This is a genomic window from Ancylobacter sp. (assembly GCF_965249975.1).
Taxonomy (GTDB): Bacteria; Pseudomonadota; Alphaproteobacteria; order Rhizobiales; family Xanthobacteraceae; genus Ancylobacter.
Window position 1 is genome coordinate 288,335 of the sequence record NZ_CBDFNE010000018.1, and the last position, 17,635, is coordinate 305,969.

Sequence of the window (17,635 nt, forward strand, 5' to 3'; positions counted from 1 at the left end):
CCTCTCGCGCGCCAAGGGAGAGATGGCCATGCCCCATCCCCACACCCCGCCCGCCGTCGCGCTCGCCGGCGTGTCGAAGGCTTTCGGCGCGACCCGGGCGGTCAGCGATGTCAGCTTCGCGGTCCGCGCCGGCACGGTCCACGCCCTGCTCGGCGAGAATGGCGCGGGCAAATCCACCACGATGAAGCTGCTCTCCGGGCTTATCGAGCCTGATGAGGGCACCATTGCCATTGACGGGCAGGAGGTGCGGCTGCGGTCCCCGCGCGACGCCCACCGCGCCGGCATCCGCACCGCCTTCCAGGAACTCACTCTGGTGCGCGACCTCAGCGTGCTCGACAACATGCTGATCCCCGCCGCGCCGATGAGTTTTCTCGGCACGCTGCGGCGCACGCAGGTCGCCGAGGACGTCGCGGCGCATTTCGCCCGGCTCGGCCTCGCGGTCGATCTCCACACCGACATCGGCCGGCTCGACCTCGCCCTGCGCCAGAAGATCGAGATCGCCCGCGCCCTCTACCGCCAGCCGCGCCTGCTGCTGCTGGACGAGCCGACCTCAGCGCTGGCCGGCAGCGATGTGGAATGGCTCGGCACGCTGATCGCCGACGCCAAGGCGCGCGGCATCACCGTTCTGTTCATCTCCCACCGCATGCCGGAAGTGCGCGCCTTCTGCGACGACATGACCGTGCTGCGCAACGGCAAGCGGGTGGCGAGCGGCGCGGTGGCCGATTTCACCGATGCGCAAGTGGTGGAAATGATCATCGGCCGTTCGCTCGACCAGACCTTTCCCCCGCGCCGCGCCGTGCCGGTGGCCGACCGCCCTGCCCCGGTGCTGGAGACGCGGGGCCTCACCGCGGGCGCCAAGCTCAGCGATGTCGACCTGGTGCTGCGGCCGGGCGAGATTCTCGGCGTCGCCGGGCTGCAGGGCATGGGACAGAAGGAGCTGTTCTCCGCCTGTTTCGGCGCGCTGCCGATCCGGCGCGGCGAACTCCTGGTCGATGGGCGTCCGGTGCATCTCTCCAGCCCGGCGGACGCGCTGCACCCCTCGCTGCGCATCGGCTTCGTGCCGGAGGACCGCAAGACGGAAGGGCTGTTCCTCAATCTCGATGGCACCACCAATGCCAGCCTGCCGGTGATCGACAGCTTCTGCCGCCACGGTCTCATCGACCGCGCCACGGAACGCGCCGCCACCGACCGGGTGTTCGCGGCGGTGGATGTCGCGGCGGTTGCCGCTTTCAAGGCCGCCGGGGCCTTTTCAGGCGGCAACCAGCAGAAGATCGCCTTCGCCAAGTGGCTGGTGGCGCAGAGCCGCATCCTGCTGCTGTTCGACCCCACGCGCGGCATCGATGTCGGCACCAAGCACCAGCTTTACGAACTGATCCGCGCCTTTGCCGATGCCGGCGGCGCGGTGCTGTTCCATTCCACCGAAATCCCCGAACTCGTCCATCTCAGCGATCGCGCCATCATCCTCTATGAGGGCCGCGTCACGGCGCGGCTGGAACTCGACGCGCTGGACGAGCGGACGGTCATGCGCGCCGTGCTCGGTCATGGCGCCACCCGTCTCACCGACGGAGCCGCCGCATGAGCCTCGACCTTGCCACTCCCGTCGCCTCCGCCCCGCGTGCCCGGTCGCGTGCATCGGCCCGCGCACCGTCCGCCACGCGCCGCTGGCTCGGGCGCAACCGCGCGCCGCTGGTGGCGCTGGCGGTGTTTCTCGGCCTGTTCCTGCTCGTCGATGCGCTCAGCCCCGGGCCGCTCGCCTATTTCGACGTGTCGTTCCAGATTTCCGGCGCGACGCCGCTGGCGCTGGCGGCGATGGGGCAGACGCTGGTGGTGCTCTCCGGCGGCTTCGACCTCTCCGCCGGCGCGGTGATCTCGCTGGTCAATGCGGTGCTTGCGCGCTCCATGGACCCGGCCGCCGCCGAGGCGTCCGTGCTGGTGTGGACGCTGGCCGGCATCGGCATCGGCATGATGGTCGGCGCCTTCAACGGCTTCTTCGTCGCCGTGGTCCGCCTTCAGCCCATCGTGGTGACGCTCGCGACTATGTTCATCGTCCAGGGCGCGACGCTGCTGGTGATGGACCAGCCGGGCGGCTTCATTTCGCCCGCGCTCGGCAGCTTCTATATGGGCGACGCGGTGGAGGGGCTGGTGCCGATGGCGCTGGTGCTGCTCGGCCTCGCCGCCTTGTTCTGGACCTGGCTGCGCAAGACCGGCTTCGGCGTCGCGCTTTACGCCGTCGGCAGCGATCCCGCCTCGGCCATGGCCACCGGCATCCGCGTCACCCTCGTGCGCTTTGCCACCTATGTGCTGGCGGGCGGGTTCTACGGCCTGTCCGGCGTGTTCGTCAGCGCCCAGACCGGCTCGGGCGACCCGCTGGTCGGCAATTCGCTGCTGCTGTCCATGTTCGCGGCGGTGGTGATCGGCGGCACAAGGCTCGGCGGCGGCAAGGGCGGGCTGGTCGGCAGCATTTTCGGCGCGCTGGTGCTGATGGTGGTGGTCAACATCCTGCTGGTGCTCAACGTTTCCGCTTACTTTGCCACCATCGCGGAAGGCGGCGTGCTGCTCGCCGCCGTGCTGATCGGCTCGCTGAGCCGCGATTCCGTGCTCAGCGACCAGTTGCGGCGGCTGGGTGGGGCAATCGCGGCGCGGCGCGCCGGCACGCATGTGAGCCAGCGCCCTGCCGGCGACCGGCGCCTCGCCTTCGTTGCCGGCGCGGCGACGCCGGCCCGCAGCGTGGCGCCGAGCTTCCTGCAGCGCCATGGCCGCGAGCTGCGCTTCGCCCTGCCGGCCTATGTGTGCCTTGTGCTGGTGCTGATCGCGACGCAGTTCGTGCTCGGCAACACGCTGGCCAATTGGGGGTTCTGGAACGCGCTTCTGGTGCTCTCCACGTTCCTCGTCATCCTCGCGCTCGGCCAGGGCGCGGTGATCCTCACCGGCGGGCTCGACCTTTCCGTGCCGTGGACCATCGGCCTTTCCGGCATCCTGCTGGCCGGGCTGGTGCAGGGCTCGGACGCCGCCCTGCTCTACGCCCTGCCGGCGGTGTTCGCCGTCGCGGCGCTGATCGGCCTGCTGAACGGCCTCGGCGTGGTGGCGCTCGGCCTCTCGCCCATCGTGGTGACACTGGCGGCGAACGGCATCCTGCAAGGCCTCGCCCTGCTCTATTCTGGCGGCACGCCGGCCGGCTTCGCCTCGCCCGCCCTGCGCTGGCTGATGACCGGCAAGATCGCGGGCATCACCCCCGTGCTCGGCGTGCTGGCGCTGTTCGTCCTCGGCGGCACGCTGCTGCTCGGGCGCACCGCCTTCGGCCGGCGGGTCTATGCCATCGGCAATTCGATGGAGGCGGCGCGGCTGGCCGGCGTGCGCACCGGGCGGGTGGTGATCGGCGTCTATGTGCTCTCGGCTCTGTGCGCGGCGCTGGTCGGCATCCTGCTCACCGGCTTTTCCGGCCAGGCGAGTCTGGGCATGGGCGACGACTATCTGCTGCCCTCCATCGCCATCGTGGTGGTGGGCGGCGCCCTCATCACCGGCGGGCGCGGGCATTTCCTCGGCATGGTCGGCGGCGCGCTGCTGCTGACTGCGCTGCAGACTCTGCTCGCCGGCACCACGCTTCCCTATGCCTTCCGCGCCATCCTGTTCGGCGGCGTCGTGCTCGCCGCCGTGATCGCCCTTCGCGAAAAGAGGAACTGACCCATGTCCCCCACATCTTTTGCCGGCGGCCTCGAAGGGCAGCGCATCGTCGTCACCGCCGGCGCCGGCGGCATTGGCCTCGCCATTGCCCGCCTGCTGCACGCGCAGGGCTGCCGCCTCGCTCTGTGCGACGTGGCCGACGTCGCGCTCGCCGCCGCCGCGGCCGAACTGCCGGGCACCATGGTGATGAAAGCCGACGTGTCGGATGAGGGGCAGGTAGAGGCGTTCTTCGCCACCGCTCTCGGCGCGCTGGGCGGGCTCGACGCGCTGATCAACAATGCCGGCATCGCCGGCCCCACCGGCGCGGTGGAGGACATCGCCCCGGCGGAGTGGCGGCGCTGCCTCGATATCGGCCTCACCGGCCAGTTTCTCTGCGCGCGGCAGGCCGTGCCGCACATCAAGCGCGCCGGCGGCGGCGCGGTGATCAACATGTCCTCGGCGGCCGGCCGCCACGGCTATGCCTACCGCACGCCTTACGCGGCGGCGAAATGGGGGGTGATCGGCCTCACCCAGTCACTCGCCAAGGAGCTGGGGCCGTACAATATCCGCGTCAACGCCATCCTCCCCGGCATCGTCGCCGGCCCGCGCATGGAAGGGGTGATCCGCGACCGCGCCGCGCAGGTGGGCGTGAGCTATGACGACATGGAGGCGCGCTATCTCGACAAGATCTCGCTGCGCCGCATGGTGACGATGGAGGATGTGGCGTCCTCGGTCGCCTTCCTGCTCTCGGATGCCGGCCGCAACCTCTCGGCCATGTCGTTCAATGTCGACGGCAATGTGGAGACGTTGTGATGGGTGCCCCCTCTCGCGTCGCCATTGTCGGGGCCGGTCTGATCGGCCGCGCCTGGGCCATCACCTTCGCCCGCGCCGGGCATGAGGTGCGGCTGTGGGACCCGGCGCCGGACGCCGCCGCCGCCGCGCTCGCCTATGTGCGCTCGGTGGGCGAGGACCTCGCGCGCAACGACCTGCTGAACGGGCGGAGCGTGGACGACATCGTCGGCGCGCTCACCCCCTGCGCCAGCCTCGCCGAGGCGCTCGACGGCGTCCGCTGGGTGCAGGAATGCGGGCCCGAGAGGATCGAGGATAAGCGCGCGACCTTCGCCGAGATCGACGGGCTGGCGCCGGCGGATGCGGTGCTGGCCTCGTCGAGTTCCGCGCTGCTGCCCTCGGCCATTTTCGAGGCCGTGCCCGGCCGGGCGCGCGGGGTCGTCGCTCACCCGATCAACCCGCCCTATCTGGTGCCGGCGGTGGAAGTAGTGCCCTCGCGCTGGACCGATCCGGCGGTGCTGGAGCGCGCCGTCGCCTTCCTCGCCGCCGCCGGCCAGGTGCCGCTGCGGATGGAGAAGGAGATCGACGGTTTCATCATGAACCGCATGCAGGGCGCGCTGATGGAAGAGGCGTTCCGCCTCGTCGCCGGCGGCTATGCCAGTGCCGCCGATGTCGATCGCGGCATTGCGGACGGGCTGGCGCTGCGCTGGAGCTTCATCGGCCCGTTCGAGACCATCGATCTCAACGCGCCCGGCGGCATCGCCGACTACGTCGCCCGCTACCAGCCCATGTATGCCGGCCTGTTCCAGGGCATGCGCGAGCGGGTGGATTGGGCCGAAGTGGCGGCCGGCGGGGTCGAGGCCGAGCGCCGCGCCGCCGTCCCGGCCGCACAACTTCCCGCCCGCCAGCGCTGGCGGGACCGCCGGCTGATGGCGCTCATCGCCCAGAAGCGGCGGGCCGACCGCGACATCGGCCGCTGACACCTCATCTCAGGAACTGATCCCATGTCCACCGCCTCCACCGCCCGCCCCGTTCCCACCGGCAAGGTCATCATCACCTGCGCCTGCACCGGGGCGATCCACACGCCGACCATGTCGCCCTATCTGCCGATCACGCCGGAACAGATCACCGCCGATGCCATCGGCGCGGCGGAGGCCGGTGCCGCCATCCTGCACCTGCACGCGCGCAACCCGGAGAATGGCCGGCCGGACCAGACGCCGGAAGCCTTCGCCCGCTTCCTGCCCCAGGTGAAGCAGGGCACAAATGCGGTGATCAACATCACCTCCGGCGGCAGTCCCTACATGAAGGTGGAAGAGCGGGTGCTGCCCGCCGCGACCTTCAAGCCGGAGGTCGCCTCGCTGAATATGGGCTCGATCAATTTCGGCCTCTACCACCTCGTGCAGAAGTACGACAGCTTCAAGTTCGACTGGGAAAAGCCGCATCTCGAAGCGACGAAAGACCTCGTTTTCCGCAACTCCTTCAAGGACATCGAGTACATACTCGACACCTGCTACGGCAATGGCACGCGCTTCGAGTTCGAGTGCTACGACATCGCCCATCTCTACAACCTCGCCCATTTCGCCGATCGCGGCCTCGTCAAGGCGCCGTTCTTCGTCCAGTCGGTGTTCGGGCTGCTGGGCGGCATCGGCACGCATCCGGAAGACGTGATGCACATGAAGCGCACCGCCGACCGGCTGTTCGGCGCGGATTACCGCTGGTCGGTGCTGGGCGCGGGGGCGAGCCAGCTGCGCATTGCCACCCAGTCGGCGGCGATGGGCGGCAATATCCGCGTCGGGCTGGAGGATTCGCTGTGGGCCGGCAAGGGCAAGTTGGCCACCTCCAGCGCCGATCAGGTGCGAATGGCGCGGAAGGTGATCGAGGGCCTGGGGCTTGAGGTCGCGACTCCGGACGAGGCCCGCGCGCTGCTGCAGCTCAAGGGCGGCGACCAGGTGAATTTCTGACCCCACGCGAACGACAATGGGAGGAAGCGATGCGGATCGAGGTTCTCATCGACGTGAAGACCACGCTGGGCGAAGGTCCGCTGTGGGACGCGGAGCAGGAACGCCTCTATTTCATCGACAGCTTCGACGGCCGGGTGTTTCGCACCACGGCCGACGGGCGCGAGGTGCGGGCCTGGGACGTGCCGGCCAAGATCGGCTCCATGGCGCTGCGCAAGGACGGCCAGGGCGCCATCGTCTCGCTGCAGACCGGCTTCCACGCGCTCGACTTCCGCTCCGGCGACTGCGACCTGATCGTCGATCCCGAGAGCGACAAGCCGACCACCCGGATCAATGACGGCAAGGTGGACCGGCGCGGACGCTTCTTCGCCGGCTCCATGGACACGATGGAAGAAGGCCCGCATGGCGCACTGTACCGGCTGGACCCGGATTTCACCCTGACCACGGTCGATCGCGGCATCATCTGTTCCAACGGGCCGTGCTTCAGCCCGGACGACAAGACCTTCTATTTCGCCGACACCTGGACCGGCGAAATCTGGGCCTATGATTACGACATCGACACCGGCACCGCCTCCAACCGGCGCACCTTCACCAAGGTCGACACTTCCAAGGGCGGCGCGGCGGACGGCTCCACCGTCGATGCCGAGGGCTTCCTGTGGAACGCGCTGGTCTATGACGGGCGGCTGGTGCGCTACGCCCCGGACGGCAGCGTCGACCGCATCATCGACATGCCGGTGAAGAAGGTCACCAGCGTAATGTTCGGCGGGCCGAAGCTTGACGTGCTCTACGTCACCTCCATGGCCAAGCCGCCGCTGCCGCGCTTTCCCGGCGACGGGGCGCTGCGCGGCAGCCTGTTCGCGATCTACGATCTCGGCATAACCGGGGTGCCCGAACCGCGCTTCGGCGCCTGACGGCACCCCCGCGCGTCCGTGGCCTAAACGGGCACGCTAGGCCGGCGTCACCGCGTAGCGCAGGTGCACCACGCCGTAATCGAGCGTCTCGGCGGCGAGGAGCGACAGGCTCACCTTGCCGGCGAGACCTTCCGGCCCGGCATCGACAATCGCCTCGCTGCCGGGACGGGCATCGAGCGCGGGGGCGATCAGCACGCTGAACTCGTCGACCAGCCCGGCGGCGAAGAAGGCGCCATTGGCGCGCGCCCCGCCTTCCAACGCGAGGCGTTTGATCCCGAACTCCCGCCCCAGAATGTCCAGCGTCGCTGCGAGGTCGATAGTCTCGCCCTCCGCGACGATGTACGAGACGCCATCGGCCGCGAGTTCGGCGAGATGGCTGTCCGGCACATCGCGCCCGAGCAAGGCGATGGAACGATCGCCGCCGACCTCCGCTCCCCTGAAATGCACCTTACCGGAGGGATCGAGCGCGACAGCGTAGCTCGTCGCCCGCGCGGCGACATGCAACGGGCGGTCTACCGCCCCCGCCTCGGCCGGCGGATGGGGCACGCCCTTGGCCATCTCCGCCATCGTCACCCGCCCGACCAGCCAGGCATCGGCGTTCAGCGTCGCGTGAATCTGCTCATAGAGCCGGCCCCAATCGGCGCGCCCGCCCTGCGGGCTGGCGGTGAAGCGGCTTGGGTGCAGGCGCCCGTCGAGCGAGGTTTCCATCAGGCAGACGACATAGGGCTTCACGGGCAGGCTCCCTGCTGCGACCGGTGCGACGCCGCACCGGACGCTGACCTATGGCGCCGGGACCGTCTTGGGTAGGCCTCGCCCGCGATTTGGGCCGCGCCGGGCAGCCGCTTGACCTTAATGTTAATATTATCTATCGTTTTTATCTTCTATTGGAGAGCGCGCGGGTTGGAACGACGCCCGGCTTTTCACCTCGCGCCTTCGGAGACCGCCATGGCCGACACGATCCAGCTCTCTTCCGACGTGCTCGTCATCGGTGGCGGGCCGGCGGCATGCTGGGCGGCGCTGGCCGCGCGTGAGGCCGGGTGCAGCGTGGTGCTGGTGGACAAGGGTTATGTCGGCACCAGCGGCGCCACCGCGCCGTCCAACACCGGGACCTGGTTCGCCACCACGCCGGAGCGACGCGCCAAGCTGATCGCCGAGCGGGTGAAATCCTCTGAAGGGTTAGCGGATATCCGGCAGATGGGGCGGGTGATCGACACCGCGACCCAGCACCTCCACGTTCTCGCCGAACGCGGCTATCGCTTTCCCCGCGACGATGAGGGCGCGCTCTACATCGCCAATCTGCGCGGCCCCGACTATATGCGCTTCCTGCGCCAGCTTCTGGTGCGGGCCGGGGTCACGGTGCGCGACCATCATCCCGCTCTCGAACTGCTGACGGCGGGCGATGTGGTGGCCGGCGCCGCCGGCTTCGCCCGCCAGTTGAACCAGAACTGGGAGGCGCGGGCCGGTGCCGTGGTGCTCGCGACTGGCGGCTGCGCCTTCGGCTCGCGCATTCTCGGCGCCACCGGGCTTACCGGCGACGGCCAGCTGATGGCCGCCGAACTCGGCGCCGCCCTTTCCGGCATGGAGTTTTCCAGCCAGTACGGCATCGTGCCGCTGCACTCCTCGGTGAATAAGGGCCTGCCCTATTTCTGGGCGAGCTTCTATCGGGCGGACGGCTCGGCCATCGACATTCCCCCAGGCGAGCGTTTTTCGGTGCTGGCGCGGGAGTCGCTGCAGGGTCCCATTTCGGCCCGGCTCGACCGCGCGACCGGCGCGCTGCCGGACGCTTTGCGCCGGGGCCAGCCCAACTGCTTCCTCCCTTTTGAGCGTGCCGGCATCGATCCGTTCACCGAGCTGTTTCCGATCGGCCTGCGCTCGGAAGGCACGGTGCGCGGCACGGGCGGGCTCAAGCGTGCCGATGACGATTGCGGCGTCGGCATTCCCGGCCTGTTCGCCGCCGGCGACACGCTGGAGCGGCAGGACATTGCCGGCGCGGCAACGGGCGGCGGCGGGCCGAACGCCTCCTGGGCCATCGCCACCGGCGTGTGGTCCGGCAAGGGCGCGGCCGCCTTCGCGCAACGCCTCGGCCCGCGCGCGGCGGAACGGCCCGTGCGAGCGGCGGGACAGGCCGGGCTGCGCCCCGCCGCTGCCGCCCGCGCGCTCGATCCGGCCGAGGCGGTGGCCCTGGTGCGGGACGAGATGCTGCCGGTACAGCGCAATTTCTTCCGCAGCGCGCCGACGCTCAACGCCTCGCTCGCCCGTCTCGACGCGGCCTGGGCGACGCTGCGCGACCATGGGCAGGGCGAGGGCGCGAGCGCCTTCCGCCTGCGCGAGGCCGCCGCGCTCCTCGCCTCCAGCCGCTGGGCCTACCGCGCCGCCGCGGCGCGCAGCGAGACGCGCGGCATGCACCGAAGGCTCGACGCCCCCGCCAGCGCCCCCGCCCTCGCCAGCCGCCTCACCCTCGCCGGTGTCGATCAGCCGGTGCTGAGCTTCGACCGCCCGCCGCTGGAGGCCGCTGCATCATGATCGAAATCCTCTCCGAGGCCCGCTGCACCGCCTGCAATGTCTGCGTGAAGGCCTGCCCGGCCGATGTGTTCGAGGCCGTGCCCGGCGCCGTGCCGATCATCGCCCGGCAGGCGGACTGCCAGACCTGCTTCCTGTGCGAGATCTACTGCCCGGTCGATGCGCTCTTTGTCGCCGCCGATCCCGAGAACGTCACCGGCATCACCGAGGACGCCGTCGTCGCGGCCGGCCTGTTCGGCGGCTATGCCCGCGCGCTCGGCTGGAAGAAGGGCCGCGAAGGCGGTGCCGATGCCGACCCCACCCATCGCCTGCGCCAGGCCTCGCTCACCGCGATGCCCACCGGCCCCCGGAGCCCCGCGCCATGAGCCTTTCCGCCGCCGACCTCGCGCCTGCGGGCGCCCCCGCCCAGCGCATCGCCCTGCGCGACGTGCGCAAGACCTTCCAGCTGAAGCCCGGCCAGAGCGTGACCCTCGACGGCCGGTCGAGCGACCGGATTCCCGTGCTTTCGGGCGTCGATCTCGATATCCCCGAGGGCGCCTTCGTCACCGTCGTCGGCCCCTCGGGCAGCGGCAAGTCGGTGCTGCTCGACATCATCGCCGGGCTGACCGAGCCGAGCGGCGGCACCGCCGCCATTGACGGGCGCAAGGTGACGCGCCCGCACCCCGAGACCGCCTATGTGTTCCAGCAATATGCGCTGTTTCCCTGGCGCACGGCGCTGCAGAACATCGAATACCCCTTGGAGGTGCGCGGCGTCGGCCGCGCCGCCCGGCGGGAGCGGGCGCGGCATTTCCTGCATCTGTTCGGCTTGAAGGGCTTCGAGGACCGCTATCCCTCGCAGCTCTCCGGCGGCATGCAGCAGCGCGTGGCGATCGCCCGCGCGCTCGCCACCGATCCGCAGGTGCTGCTGATGGACGAGCCCTTTGCCGCGCTCGACGCCCAGACCCGCGACATCTTGCAGAGCGAATTGCTGCGCATCTGGGAGCAGATCCGCACCACGGTGGTGTTCGTCACCCATTCCATCGACGAGGCGATCTTCCTCGCCGACCGGATCGTGGTGATGACCGCCCGCCCGGCGCAGGTGAAGGAGACCATCGCGGTCGACCTGCCGCGCCCGCGCGACATCGACATCCGCAACAGCGACGCTTTCAACGCCTACCGCGCCCGGGTGTGGGACGCGCTGCGCGAGGAGGTGAGCAAGGCGCAGCGCGACTGGGCCCTCGCCGCCGCCTACAACGCCTGAGGAGCCCGCGATGACGCTCGCCACCGACAATTCGACCGACATTCCCCCGCGCGTCTGGTGGAGCCGGCCGGCCTTCCTGCCCGCCCCGTCCTCGCTGCGCCACGCCGTCAGCGCCATCGGCCTCGGCCTGCCGGCGCTGCTGGTGCTGGCCCTGGCCTGGGAGCTGGCGCCACGCCTCGGCTGGATCAACGCGATCTTCTTCCCTCCGCTCAGCCAGGTGCTGGCGGCGCTGGGCGAGATGATCGGCAGCGGCCTGCTCGCCCAGCATATCGGCATCAGCCTGCAACGCGCCGCGATCGGCTTCGGCCTCGCCGTGGTCGTCGCCATTCCTCTCGGGCTGCTGATGGGGCGCTACACGCTGTTCGAGAAGGTGAGCGATTTTCTCGTGCAGACGCTGCGCAACACCTCGCAATTCGCGCTGCTGCCGGTGTTCATCCTTGTGCTTGGCATCGGCGAAGCCTCCAAGATCGCCATCACCTTCTATGCCGCGGTGTTCTTCCTGCTGATCAACACCATCGTCGGCGTGAAGTCGGTCGATCCGCTGCACCTGAAAGCGGCGCGCTCCATGGGTACGTCGGACTGGGACCTGTTCGCCAAGGTGATCCTTCCCTCCGCCATCCCCTCCATCGTCGCCGGCGCGCGGCTGGGGGTGAAAAGCTCGCTGTTCTCGGTGATCGCGGCGGAGATGCTCGCCGCCCAGTCGGGCATTGGCTACCTCATCCAGAACTCCTCGCTGATGCTGGAAACCGACCGCATGTATGCGGGGATACTGACGCTGACCGTCATCGGCTTCCTGCTCAATTACGCCCTCGTGGCCTTCGAGGCCCGGGCGACGCGCTGGCGCGCCAGCGAGGACAAGGGCTTCGCCTGAGCGCGGCCCGCTCCCTTTTTCGTTCTCTCCCCGAAAGGCTTCGCCATGGCCCCTCGTTTTCTTCCCCTCTCCCGCCGCCGCGTCGTCCAGGCGCTCGGCCTCTCCGCGCTCGCACCGCTGGCGGGCGCCCTCCCCGTCCGCGCCGCCGACAAGCCGGAGGTGATCCGCATCGGCTCGACCGCGCCGGGGCATCTCAAATTCATCCTTTACCGCAACCGCAAGCTGCTGGAGCAGGAATTCGCCAAGGACGGCATCCGCGTGGAGCTGGCGACCTTCGATGGCGGCGGCCCGGCCTCGGTGGCGCTCGGCTCGGGCGCCATCGATTTCACCTATATCGGCAACAACCCCTCGCTGCGCCTCGGCGCCGCCGGGGCGGATGTGAAGGCGATCGGCCTGTCGAGCTGGGTGCCGTCAAACGAGACGCTCGTCGTGGTGCGCCCGGATTCGCCGATCAAGGACATTGCCGAGCTGAAGGGCAAGAAGGTCGCGGTGCTCACCGGCACGGTGCGCCATTCCACCTTCGCCAAGGCGCTGAAGGAAGCGGGTGTCTCGATCAAGGACGTGCAGCTGCTCAATATCGGCATTGAGAGTTCCGGGCCGGCGCTGACGCGCGGGGACATTGACGCCATCGTCGAGAGCACCGGGCCGGCGCAGAAGCTGGTCGACCTCGGCGGCGCCAAGGTGCTTTTCGATGCCGGCGTCTCCGGCAAGCGCGAATGGGCGGTGCCGCATGTGCTGAGCGTCAACGCCACCTTCGCTCGCAAATATCCCGACCTCGTCGCGCGGCTGCTCGCCGTCGACATCGCCGCCGCGCGCTGGGCCGACGCGCACCCCGAAGAGACCATCGCCATTTTCGTCCGCGAGACCGGCAGCAGCGAGAAGGCGGTGCGCGCGACCTATAGCGACGGCAAGTTCTGGCAGAACCCGGCCATCACCGAGGAGGCGGTGCGGGCGCTGCAGGCGGAAGAGGCGTTCATGGCAGAATCCGGCCTGTTGAAGGGGAAGGTGGATTACGACAGCTGGATCGACCGCTCCTATTACGACGCCGCGCAGAAGAAGCTCGCGGGCAACTGAGCCTCGGCGGATCCGGCGACGGCGCCGGGTCCCGCTCCCTCGGAGGTACCCATCCCGGCAGCGTCCTGCTATCTACCCTGTCGACGTGCGCGCCGGGGTGGATGAATGCTGACGAACAAGGGGAAGTACGGTCTGAAGGCGATGGTGCATCTGGCGTCGCTGGAGGCGGGGACGACGACGATGGGCGCGGCGATCGCCCAGGCGGAGAACATCCCGAAGAAATTCCTCGACGCCATTCTGCTCGATCTGAGGAATGCTGGGCTGGTGCGCAGCAAGAAGGGGCCGGGCGGGGGCTATTCGCTGGCGCGGGCGCCGAAGGAAATCCGCGTCGGCCACATCATCCGCACGCTGGACGGGCCGCTGGCGCCGATCGGCTGCGCCAGCCAGAGCGCCTATGTGGCCTGCCAGGACTGCGCCAACCGCGAGGCCTGCGAGGTGCGCATCGTCATGACCCGGGTGCGCGACGCGCTGTCCGACATTCTCGACCGGATGACGCTGGAAGAAATGGTGAGCTATGGCCGGACGCGGCATCCGGACCTGATGTATCACATCTGATCCCTGTCCTTTCCTCCCTATTCCGCCCATCCGTGTGAAAACGGATTGCCGGGAGGTGGCACGTTAGTCTATAAATTTGACCGACAAACAGACGCGCCGCCCCAGGGCCGGCCGCGCCGCCCGCGCGAACCGACAGGACCCCCCATGCCGCACATCAGCCCCGCACAGACCCAAGGCGACGGCCTCAACGTGCTCTGGTTCCTGCCCACCCATGGCGACGGGCGCTATCTCGGCACCGCGCTCGGCGCCCGCGAGACCGATATCGACTATCTCCGCCAGGTCGCCCAGGCCGCCGACCGGCTCGGCTATTACGGCGTGCTCATTCCCACGGGAAAGAGCTGCGAGGACAGCTGGCTGGTGGCCTCCGCGCTGGCACCCGCGACCAAGCGGCTGCGCTATCTCGTGGCGGTGCGCCCAGGCCTTGCCTCCCCCACCCTCTATGCCCGCATGACGGCAACCCTCGACCGCATCTCCGACGGGCGGCTGCTCATCAACATCGTCACCGGCGGCGACCCGGTGGAGAATGCCGGCGACGGCATCTTCCTCAATCATGACGAGCGCTACGAGGTGACGGACGAGTTCCTCACCGTCTATCGCCGCCTGCTGGCCGGCGAGCACGTCACCTATTTCGGCAAGCACATCAAGGTCGACGACGCGCATCTGCTCTTTCCCCCGCTTCAGGAGAACGGCCCGGCGCTGTATTTCGGCGGCTCGTCGGAGGCGGCGAACAAGGTCGCGGCCGAGCATGTCGACAAATACCTCACCTGGGGCGAGCCGCCGGCGGCGGTGGAAGCCAAGATCAAACAGGTGCGCGCGCTGGCCGAGGCCGAGGGCCGCAAGGTCTCCTTCGGCATCCGCCTGCATGTCATCGCCCGCGAAACCGACGCCAAGGCGTGGGAGGCGGCGGACGAGTTGATCGGCCATCTCGACGACGCCACCATCGCGGCGGCGCAGAAAGTGTTCTCGCGGCTCGATTCCGTCGGCCAGTCGCGCATGCAGGCGCTGCATGGCGGGCGGCGTGATAAGCTCGAGGTCAGCCCGAATCTGTGGGCCGGCGTCGGGCTGGTGCGCGGCGGGGCCGGCACGGCATTGGTCGGCTCGGGGCAGACGGTGGCGGCGCGCATGCAGGAATATGCCGATCTCGGCATCGACAGCTTCATCCTCTCCGGCTACCCGCACCTCGAAGAGGCCTACCGGGTCGCCGAACTCGCCCTGCCGCGCCTCAAGCTCAACCACACCCTCGCCAAGCCCAGCGGCACCGTGAACACCGGACCCTTCGGCGAGACCATCGCCAATGACTACAGACCCGCCCCGCGCGCGGCCCAGTCGTGAGCACGGGGCAGCCGCGCCCCGATCGCGTGCCGGTGGCGATCGTCGGCGGCGGCTTTTCCGGCGCCGCGGTCGCTTGGCATCTGCTGCGTCTGCGCCCCGGGCTTGAGCGGGTCGTCATCATCGAGCCGCGCGCGGAACTCGGGCGCGGCCTCGCCTATTCCGCCGCCGATCCCAGCCACCGCATCAATGTGCCGGCGACACGCATGTCGCTGCTGCCCGATCAGCCGACGCATTTCAACGATTGGCTGGAAGCCTCCGGCGCGCTCGAGGCCGACCCGGCGGCGCGGCGCAGCGAGGGGCGCAACTTCCCCGCCCGCGCCGTGTTCGGCACCTATGTCGCGGAACAGCTGGCGGCACTTGGCCCGCGCGTCCAGCATATTGCCGCCGCCGCCGAGGCGGTGGAGGCGCACGGCCACGGCTACCGCATCCGCACCTCCGACGGCGCCACTCTTGAGGCCGGGATCGTGGTGCTGGCGGTGGCGCATGCCCCGCCCAGCCCGCCAACCGCGCTCGCCCGTGCACTTGCCGGCCATCCGCGCTTTCTCCCCGACCCGTGGAAAGCCGGAGCGCTCGAGGCGCTGCGGCCGGACGACCGGGTGCTGATCGTCGGCACCGGGCTGACCATGGCCGATCTGGTGGCAACGCTCGACCGGCGCGGCCATCGCGGCGCGATCGTCGCCGTCTCCCGCCGCGGCCTGCGCTCGCGCGGTCACCCGGCGGCGCAGCACGACCCCTACGGCGATTTCGCCACCGATCCGGCCCGCACCGCCGGCGCCCTCGTGAAGCGCATCCGTGCGGCGGTGGCGGAGGCCGTGGCGGAGGGCAAGAGCTGGCACTGCGTGCTCGACCAGGTGCGGCTGCAGGGCAGCACCATCTGGAATGCGCTGCCGCTCTCGGAGCGGGCGCGCCTGCTGCGCCATCTGCGCCCGTTCTGGGACGTGCACCGCTTCCGCATCGCCCCGCAGGTGGAGGAGGTGCTGGACCAGAAGATCGCGGCGGGGACGCTGCGCCTGCGCGCGGCCTCGCTGCGGGGGGTGGAGCGGCAGGGCGACGCCAAGGGCGACGCCATCGTGGTGAGCTTCCGCGACCGGCGCACGGGAACCGTGACGCGCGAGACGTTCGATGCCGTGCTCACCGCCACCGGCCCGGCGCATGGGCGCGTCTTCGCCGACAATCCGGTGCTGGCGGCACTGGAGCGCGCCGGCCTTGCCCGGCCCGACAAGCTGCGCCTCGGCATCGAGGTCACCGCCGACGGTCGGGCCATCGGCTGCGACGGCGTGCCGACACAGGACCTCTATGTCGCCGGCCCCTTGGCACGCGGTACGGTGGGCGAACTGATGGGGCTGCCGGATGTGACGAATTACGCCATCCGTATCGCCGCAGCCGTCGCCACACGGCTGGAACCCGACGCGGTTTCGGACGACGCGCCAACGCTTTACGCTTCAGCGCGCTCGGCGCGCAAATAATCTACTTCATGAGTAGATTTCTATTGACCACTGCCGGCGCTTCTGGTCATATGACCCTACCGACGTTGCCGCTGCGCCTTCCGCCTGCGGCGCCACGTCCCGCTACGGGGGCACCTTTATGACCTGGACCTGTCGACGCCGCTGATCGCGGCCTTCCAGCTTCACCCGACATTTCACCAGCTGTCACGCGGGCGCCGCGCGCCCCGGCGGCCTGCCTATGGAACATCCCATGACCCGCTTTTCCCGCCGCGGCGTTCTCGCCGCCACGGCCGCGCTCGGCCTGCTGATCGCCGGCCAGACCTTGATTTCGCCGGCCCTCGCCGCCGATGTCACCATCGGCTACCAGACCGGCGCCGACCCGGCCAAGGTGGCGCAGGCCAATGGCGTCTATGAGAAGGCGACCAAGGCCAGCATCGACTGGCGCAAATTCGACAGCGGCGCCGATGTGATCGCCGCCATTGCTTCCGGCGCGATCCAGATCGGCTATGTCGGCTCCTCGCCGCTCGCCGCCGCCGCCAGCCGCGAAGTGCCGATCGAGACCATCTATATCGCCGCCCTACTGGGCGACGCCGAGGCGCTGGTGGTGCGCAATGGCGCCGGCATTGCCAAGCCGGAAGATTTCAAGGGCAAGAAGGTCGCCGTGCCCTTCGTCTCCACCACCCATTACTCGCTGCTGGCCGCGCTGAAACACTGGGGCGTCGACCCGAAGACGGTCGAAATCCTCAATCTGCGTCCGCCGGAAATCGCCGCCGCCTTCACCCGAGGCGACATCGACGCCGCCTATGTCTGGGACCCGGCGCTCGGCAAGATCAAGGAGACCGGCACGGTCTTCGCCTCCTCCGCCGATGTCGCCAAATGGGGCGCCCCGACTTTTGATGCCTGGATCGTGCGCAAGGACTTCGCCAAGGCGCACCCCGAGATCGTCGCCGATTTCGTCAAGGTGACGGCGGATTCCTACGCCGACTACGCGAAGAACGGCGCCAGCTGGACCGCCGCCTCGCCGCAGGTCGCCGCCATCGCCAAGCTCACCGGCGCCAAGCCGGAGGAAATCCCCGAGCTGCTCAAGGGCAACAAATTCCCGCTGCTGGCCGACCAGCTCTCCGAAGCCCTGCTGGGCGGCGGCTCGGTCGAGGCCATCGTCGCCACGGCGAAATTCCTCAAGGAGCAGGGCCGCATCGAGGCCGTGCTCACCGATTACAGCCCCTATGTCAGCCGCGTGCCGGCCGAACAGGCGGCCAAGCTGAACTGACTCCTCGCCG

At 69.5% G+C, this 17,635-nt stretch carries 16 protein-coding genes; 15 read left to right on the forward strand and 1 reads right to left on the reverse strand.

What is annotated here, in order from left to right; all coding sequences use genetic code 11:
• Positions 1 to 28: 28 nt before the first annotated feature.
• The 6 genes from ACP2AH_RS14295 to ACP2AH_RS14320 are packed head-to-tail and all read left to right on the forward strand — an operon-like array spanning position 29 to position 7,318.
• Positions 29 to 1,579 carry a sugar ABC transporter ATP-binding protein gene (locus ACP2AH_RS14295; RefSeq protein ID WP_425106412.1) on the forward strand — a complete coding sequence of 517 codons (1,551 nt, stop codon included), beginning with the start codon at positions 29 to 31 and terminating at the stop codon, positions 1,577 to 1,579.
• Entirely contained in the window at positions 1,576 to 3,681 is a 2,106-nt protein-coding gene (locus ACP2AH_RS14300; protein ID WP_425106413.1) for an ABC transporter permease, read from the forward strand. Before ACP2AH_RS14295 ends, ACP2AH_RS14300 begins: the two co-directional genes overlap by 4 nt.
• Before the next feature lie 3 nt (positions 3,682 to 3,684).
• Positions 3,685 to 4,473 carry an SDR family oxidoreductase gene (locus ACP2AH_RS14305; RefSeq protein ID WP_425106414.1) on the forward strand — a complete coding sequence of 263 codons (789 nt, stop codon included), beginning with the start codon at positions 3,685 to 3,687 and terminating at the stop codon, positions 4,471 to 4,473.
• Positions 4,473 to 5,429 carry a 3-hydroxyacyl-CoA dehydrogenase gene (locus ACP2AH_RS14310; protein ID WP_425106415.1) on the forward strand — a complete coding sequence of 319 codons (957 nt, stop codon included), beginning with the start codon at positions 4,473 to 4,475 and terminating at the stop codon, positions 5,427 to 5,429. Before ACP2AH_RS14305 ends, ACP2AH_RS14310 begins: the two co-directional genes overlap by 1 nt.
• A gap of 24 nt (positions 5,430 to 5,453) precedes the next feature.
• A complete protein-coding gene (locus ACP2AH_RS14315) occupies positions 5,454 to 6,410 on the forward strand; it encodes a 3-keto-5-aminohexanoate cleavage protein (RefSeq protein ID WP_421698126.1) in 957 nt (318 codons plus the stop codon).
• Between the two features lie 29 nt (positions 6,411 to 6,439).
• Entirely contained in the window at positions 6,440 to 7,318 is an 879-nt protein-coding gene (locus tag ACP2AH_RS14320; RefSeq protein ID WP_425106416.1) for an SMP-30/gluconolactonase/LRE family protein, read from the forward strand.
• Positions 7,319 to 7,354: 36 nt separating this feature from the next.
• Here ACP2AH_RS14320 and ACP2AH_RS14325 read toward each other — a convergent pair whose 3' ends face one another.
• Entirely contained in the window at positions 7,355 to 8,050 is a 696-nt protein-coding gene (locus tag ACP2AH_RS14325) for a dihydrofolate reductase family protein (RefSeq protein WP_425106417.1), read from the reverse strand.
• Between the two features lie 213 nt (positions 8,051 to 8,263).
• On the opposite strand from ACP2AH_RS14325, the gene ACP2AH_RS14330 reads away from it, so the two are divergent.
• The 9 genes from ACP2AH_RS14330 (at position 8,264) to tauA (ending at position 17,625) form a co-directional block, all read left to right on the forward strand.
• Positions 8,264 to 9,841 (forward strand): FAD-dependent oxidoreductase, encoded by a 1,578-nt coding sequence (locus tag ACP2AH_RS14330; RefSeq protein WP_425106418.1) that lies wholly within the window; start codon positions 8,264 to 8,266, stop codon positions 9,839 to 9,841.
• Positions 9,838 to 10,203, forward strand: a complete 366-nt coding sequence (locus tag ACP2AH_RS14335) for a 4Fe-4S binding protein (RefSeq protein ID WP_425106419.1) — start codon at positions 9,838 to 9,840, stop codon at positions 10,201 to 10,203. Before ACP2AH_RS14330 ends, ACP2AH_RS14335 begins: the two co-directional genes overlap by 4 nt.
• On the forward strand, positions 10,200 to 11,078 hold the full coding sequence (locus tag ACP2AH_RS14340) for an ABC transporter ATP-binding protein (RefSeq protein ID WP_425106420.1): 879 nt from the start codon (positions 10,200 to 10,202) through the stop codon (positions 11,076 to 11,078). Before ACP2AH_RS14335 ends, ACP2AH_RS14340 begins: the two co-directional genes overlap by 4 nt.
• A 10-nt stretch (positions 11,079 to 11,088) precedes the next feature.
• The gene (locus ACP2AH_RS14345) at positions 11,089 to 11,949 is read left to right on the forward strand and encodes an ABC transporter permease (RefSeq protein WP_425106421.1); all 861 of its coding nucleotides are present in this window, start codon (positions 11,089 to 11,091) and stop codon (positions 11,947 to 11,949) included.
• A 45-nt stretch (positions 11,950 to 11,994) separates the two neighbouring features.
• A complete protein-coding gene (locus tag ACP2AH_RS14350; protein WP_425106422.1) occupies positions 11,995 to 13,023 on the forward strand; it encodes an aliphatic sulfonate ABC transporter substrate-binding protein in 1,029 nt (342 codons plus the stop codon).
• Positions 13,024 to 13,128: 105 nt separating this feature from the next.
• A complete protein-coding gene (locus ACP2AH_RS14355; protein ID WP_425106423.1) occupies positions 13,129 to 13,578 on the forward strand; it encodes an RrF2 family transcriptional regulator in 450 nt (149 codons plus the stop codon).
• Positions 13,579 to 13,722: 144 nt separating this feature from the next.
• Positions 13,723 to 14,910 (forward strand): FMNH2-dependent alkanesulfonate monooxygenase, encoded by a 1,188-nt coding sequence (ssuD, locus tag ACP2AH_RS14360; protein WP_425106424.1) that lies wholly within the window; start codon positions 13,723 to 13,725, stop codon positions 14,908 to 14,910.
• Positions 14,907 to 16,376: an FAD/NAD(P)-binding protein gene (locus ACP2AH_RS14365; RefSeq protein ID WP_425106425.1), complete on the forward strand. Its 1,470-nt coding sequence runs from the start codon at positions 14,907 to 14,909 to the stop codon at positions 16,374 to 16,376. Before ssuD ends, ACP2AH_RS14365 begins: the two co-directional genes overlap by 4 nt.
• Positions 16,377 to 16,605: 229 nt before the next feature.
• Positions 16,606 to 17,625, forward strand: a complete 1,020-nt coding sequence (gene tauA, locus ACP2AH_RS14370) for a taurine ABC transporter substrate-binding protein (protein WP_425106426.1) — start codon at positions 16,606 to 16,608, stop codon at positions 17,623 to 17,625.
• The last annotated feature ends 10 nt before the right edge of the window (positions 17,626 to 17,635 follow it).

Bases quoted from the DNA above. Each gene is read 5' to 3' on its own strand.
- ACP2AH_RS14315 (WP_421698126.1), top strand. From the start codon at position 5,454: ATGTCCACCGCCTCCACCGCCCGCCCCGTTCCCACCGGCAAGGTCATC.
- ACP2AH_RS14335 (WP_425106419.1), top strand. From the start codon at position 9,838: ATGATCGAAATCCTCTCCGAGGCCCGCTGCACCGCCTGCAATGTCTGC.
- ACP2AH_RS14310 (WP_425106415.1), top strand. From the start codon at position 4,473: ATGGGTGCCCCCTCTCGCGTCGCCATTGTCGGGGCCGGTCTGATCGGC.
- ACP2AH_RS14350 (WP_425106422.1), top strand. From the start codon at position 11,995: ATGGCCCCTCGTTTTCTTCCCCTCTCCCGCCGCCGCGTCGTCCAGGCG.
- ssuD (WP_425106424.1), top strand. From the start codon at position 13,723: ATGCCGCACATCAGCCCCGCACAGACCCAAGGCGACGGCCTCAACGTG.
- ACP2AH_RS14305 (WP_425106414.1), top strand. From the start codon at position 3,685: ATGTCCCCCACATCTTTTGCCGGCGGCCTCGAAGGGCAGCGCATCGTC.
- ACP2AH_RS14300 (WP_425106413.1), top strand. From the start codon at position 1,576: ATGAGCCTCGACCTTGCCACTCCCGTCGCCTCCGCCCCGCGTGCCCGG.
- ACP2AH_RS14295 (WP_425106412.1), top strand. From the start codon at position 29: ATGCCCCATCCCCACACCCCGCCCGCCGTCGCGCTCGCCGGCGTGTCG.
- ACP2AH_RS14330 (WP_425106418.1), top strand. From the start codon at position 8,264: ATGGCCGACACGATCCAGCTCTCTTCCGACGTGCTCGTCATCGGTGGC.
- ACP2AH_RS14320 (WP_425106416.1), top strand. From the start codon at position 6,440: ATGCGGATCGAGGTTCTCATCGACGTGAAGACCACGCTGGGCGAAGGT.
- ACP2AH_RS14345 (WP_425106421.1), top strand. From the start codon at position 11,089: ATGACGCTCGCCACCGACAATTCGACCGACATTCCCCCGCGCGTCTGG.
- tauA (WP_425106426.1), top strand. From the start codon at position 16,606: ATGACCCGCTTTTCCCGCCGCGGCGTTCTCGCCGCCACGGCCGCGCTC.
- ACP2AH_RS14340 (WP_425106420.1), top strand. From the start codon at position 10,200: ATGAGCCTTTCCGCCGCCGACCTCGCGCCTGCGGGCGCCCCCGCCCAG.
- ACP2AH_RS14355 (WP_425106423.1), top strand. From the start codon at position 13,129: ATGCTGACGAACAAGGGGAAGTACGGTCTGAAGGCGATGGTGCATCTG.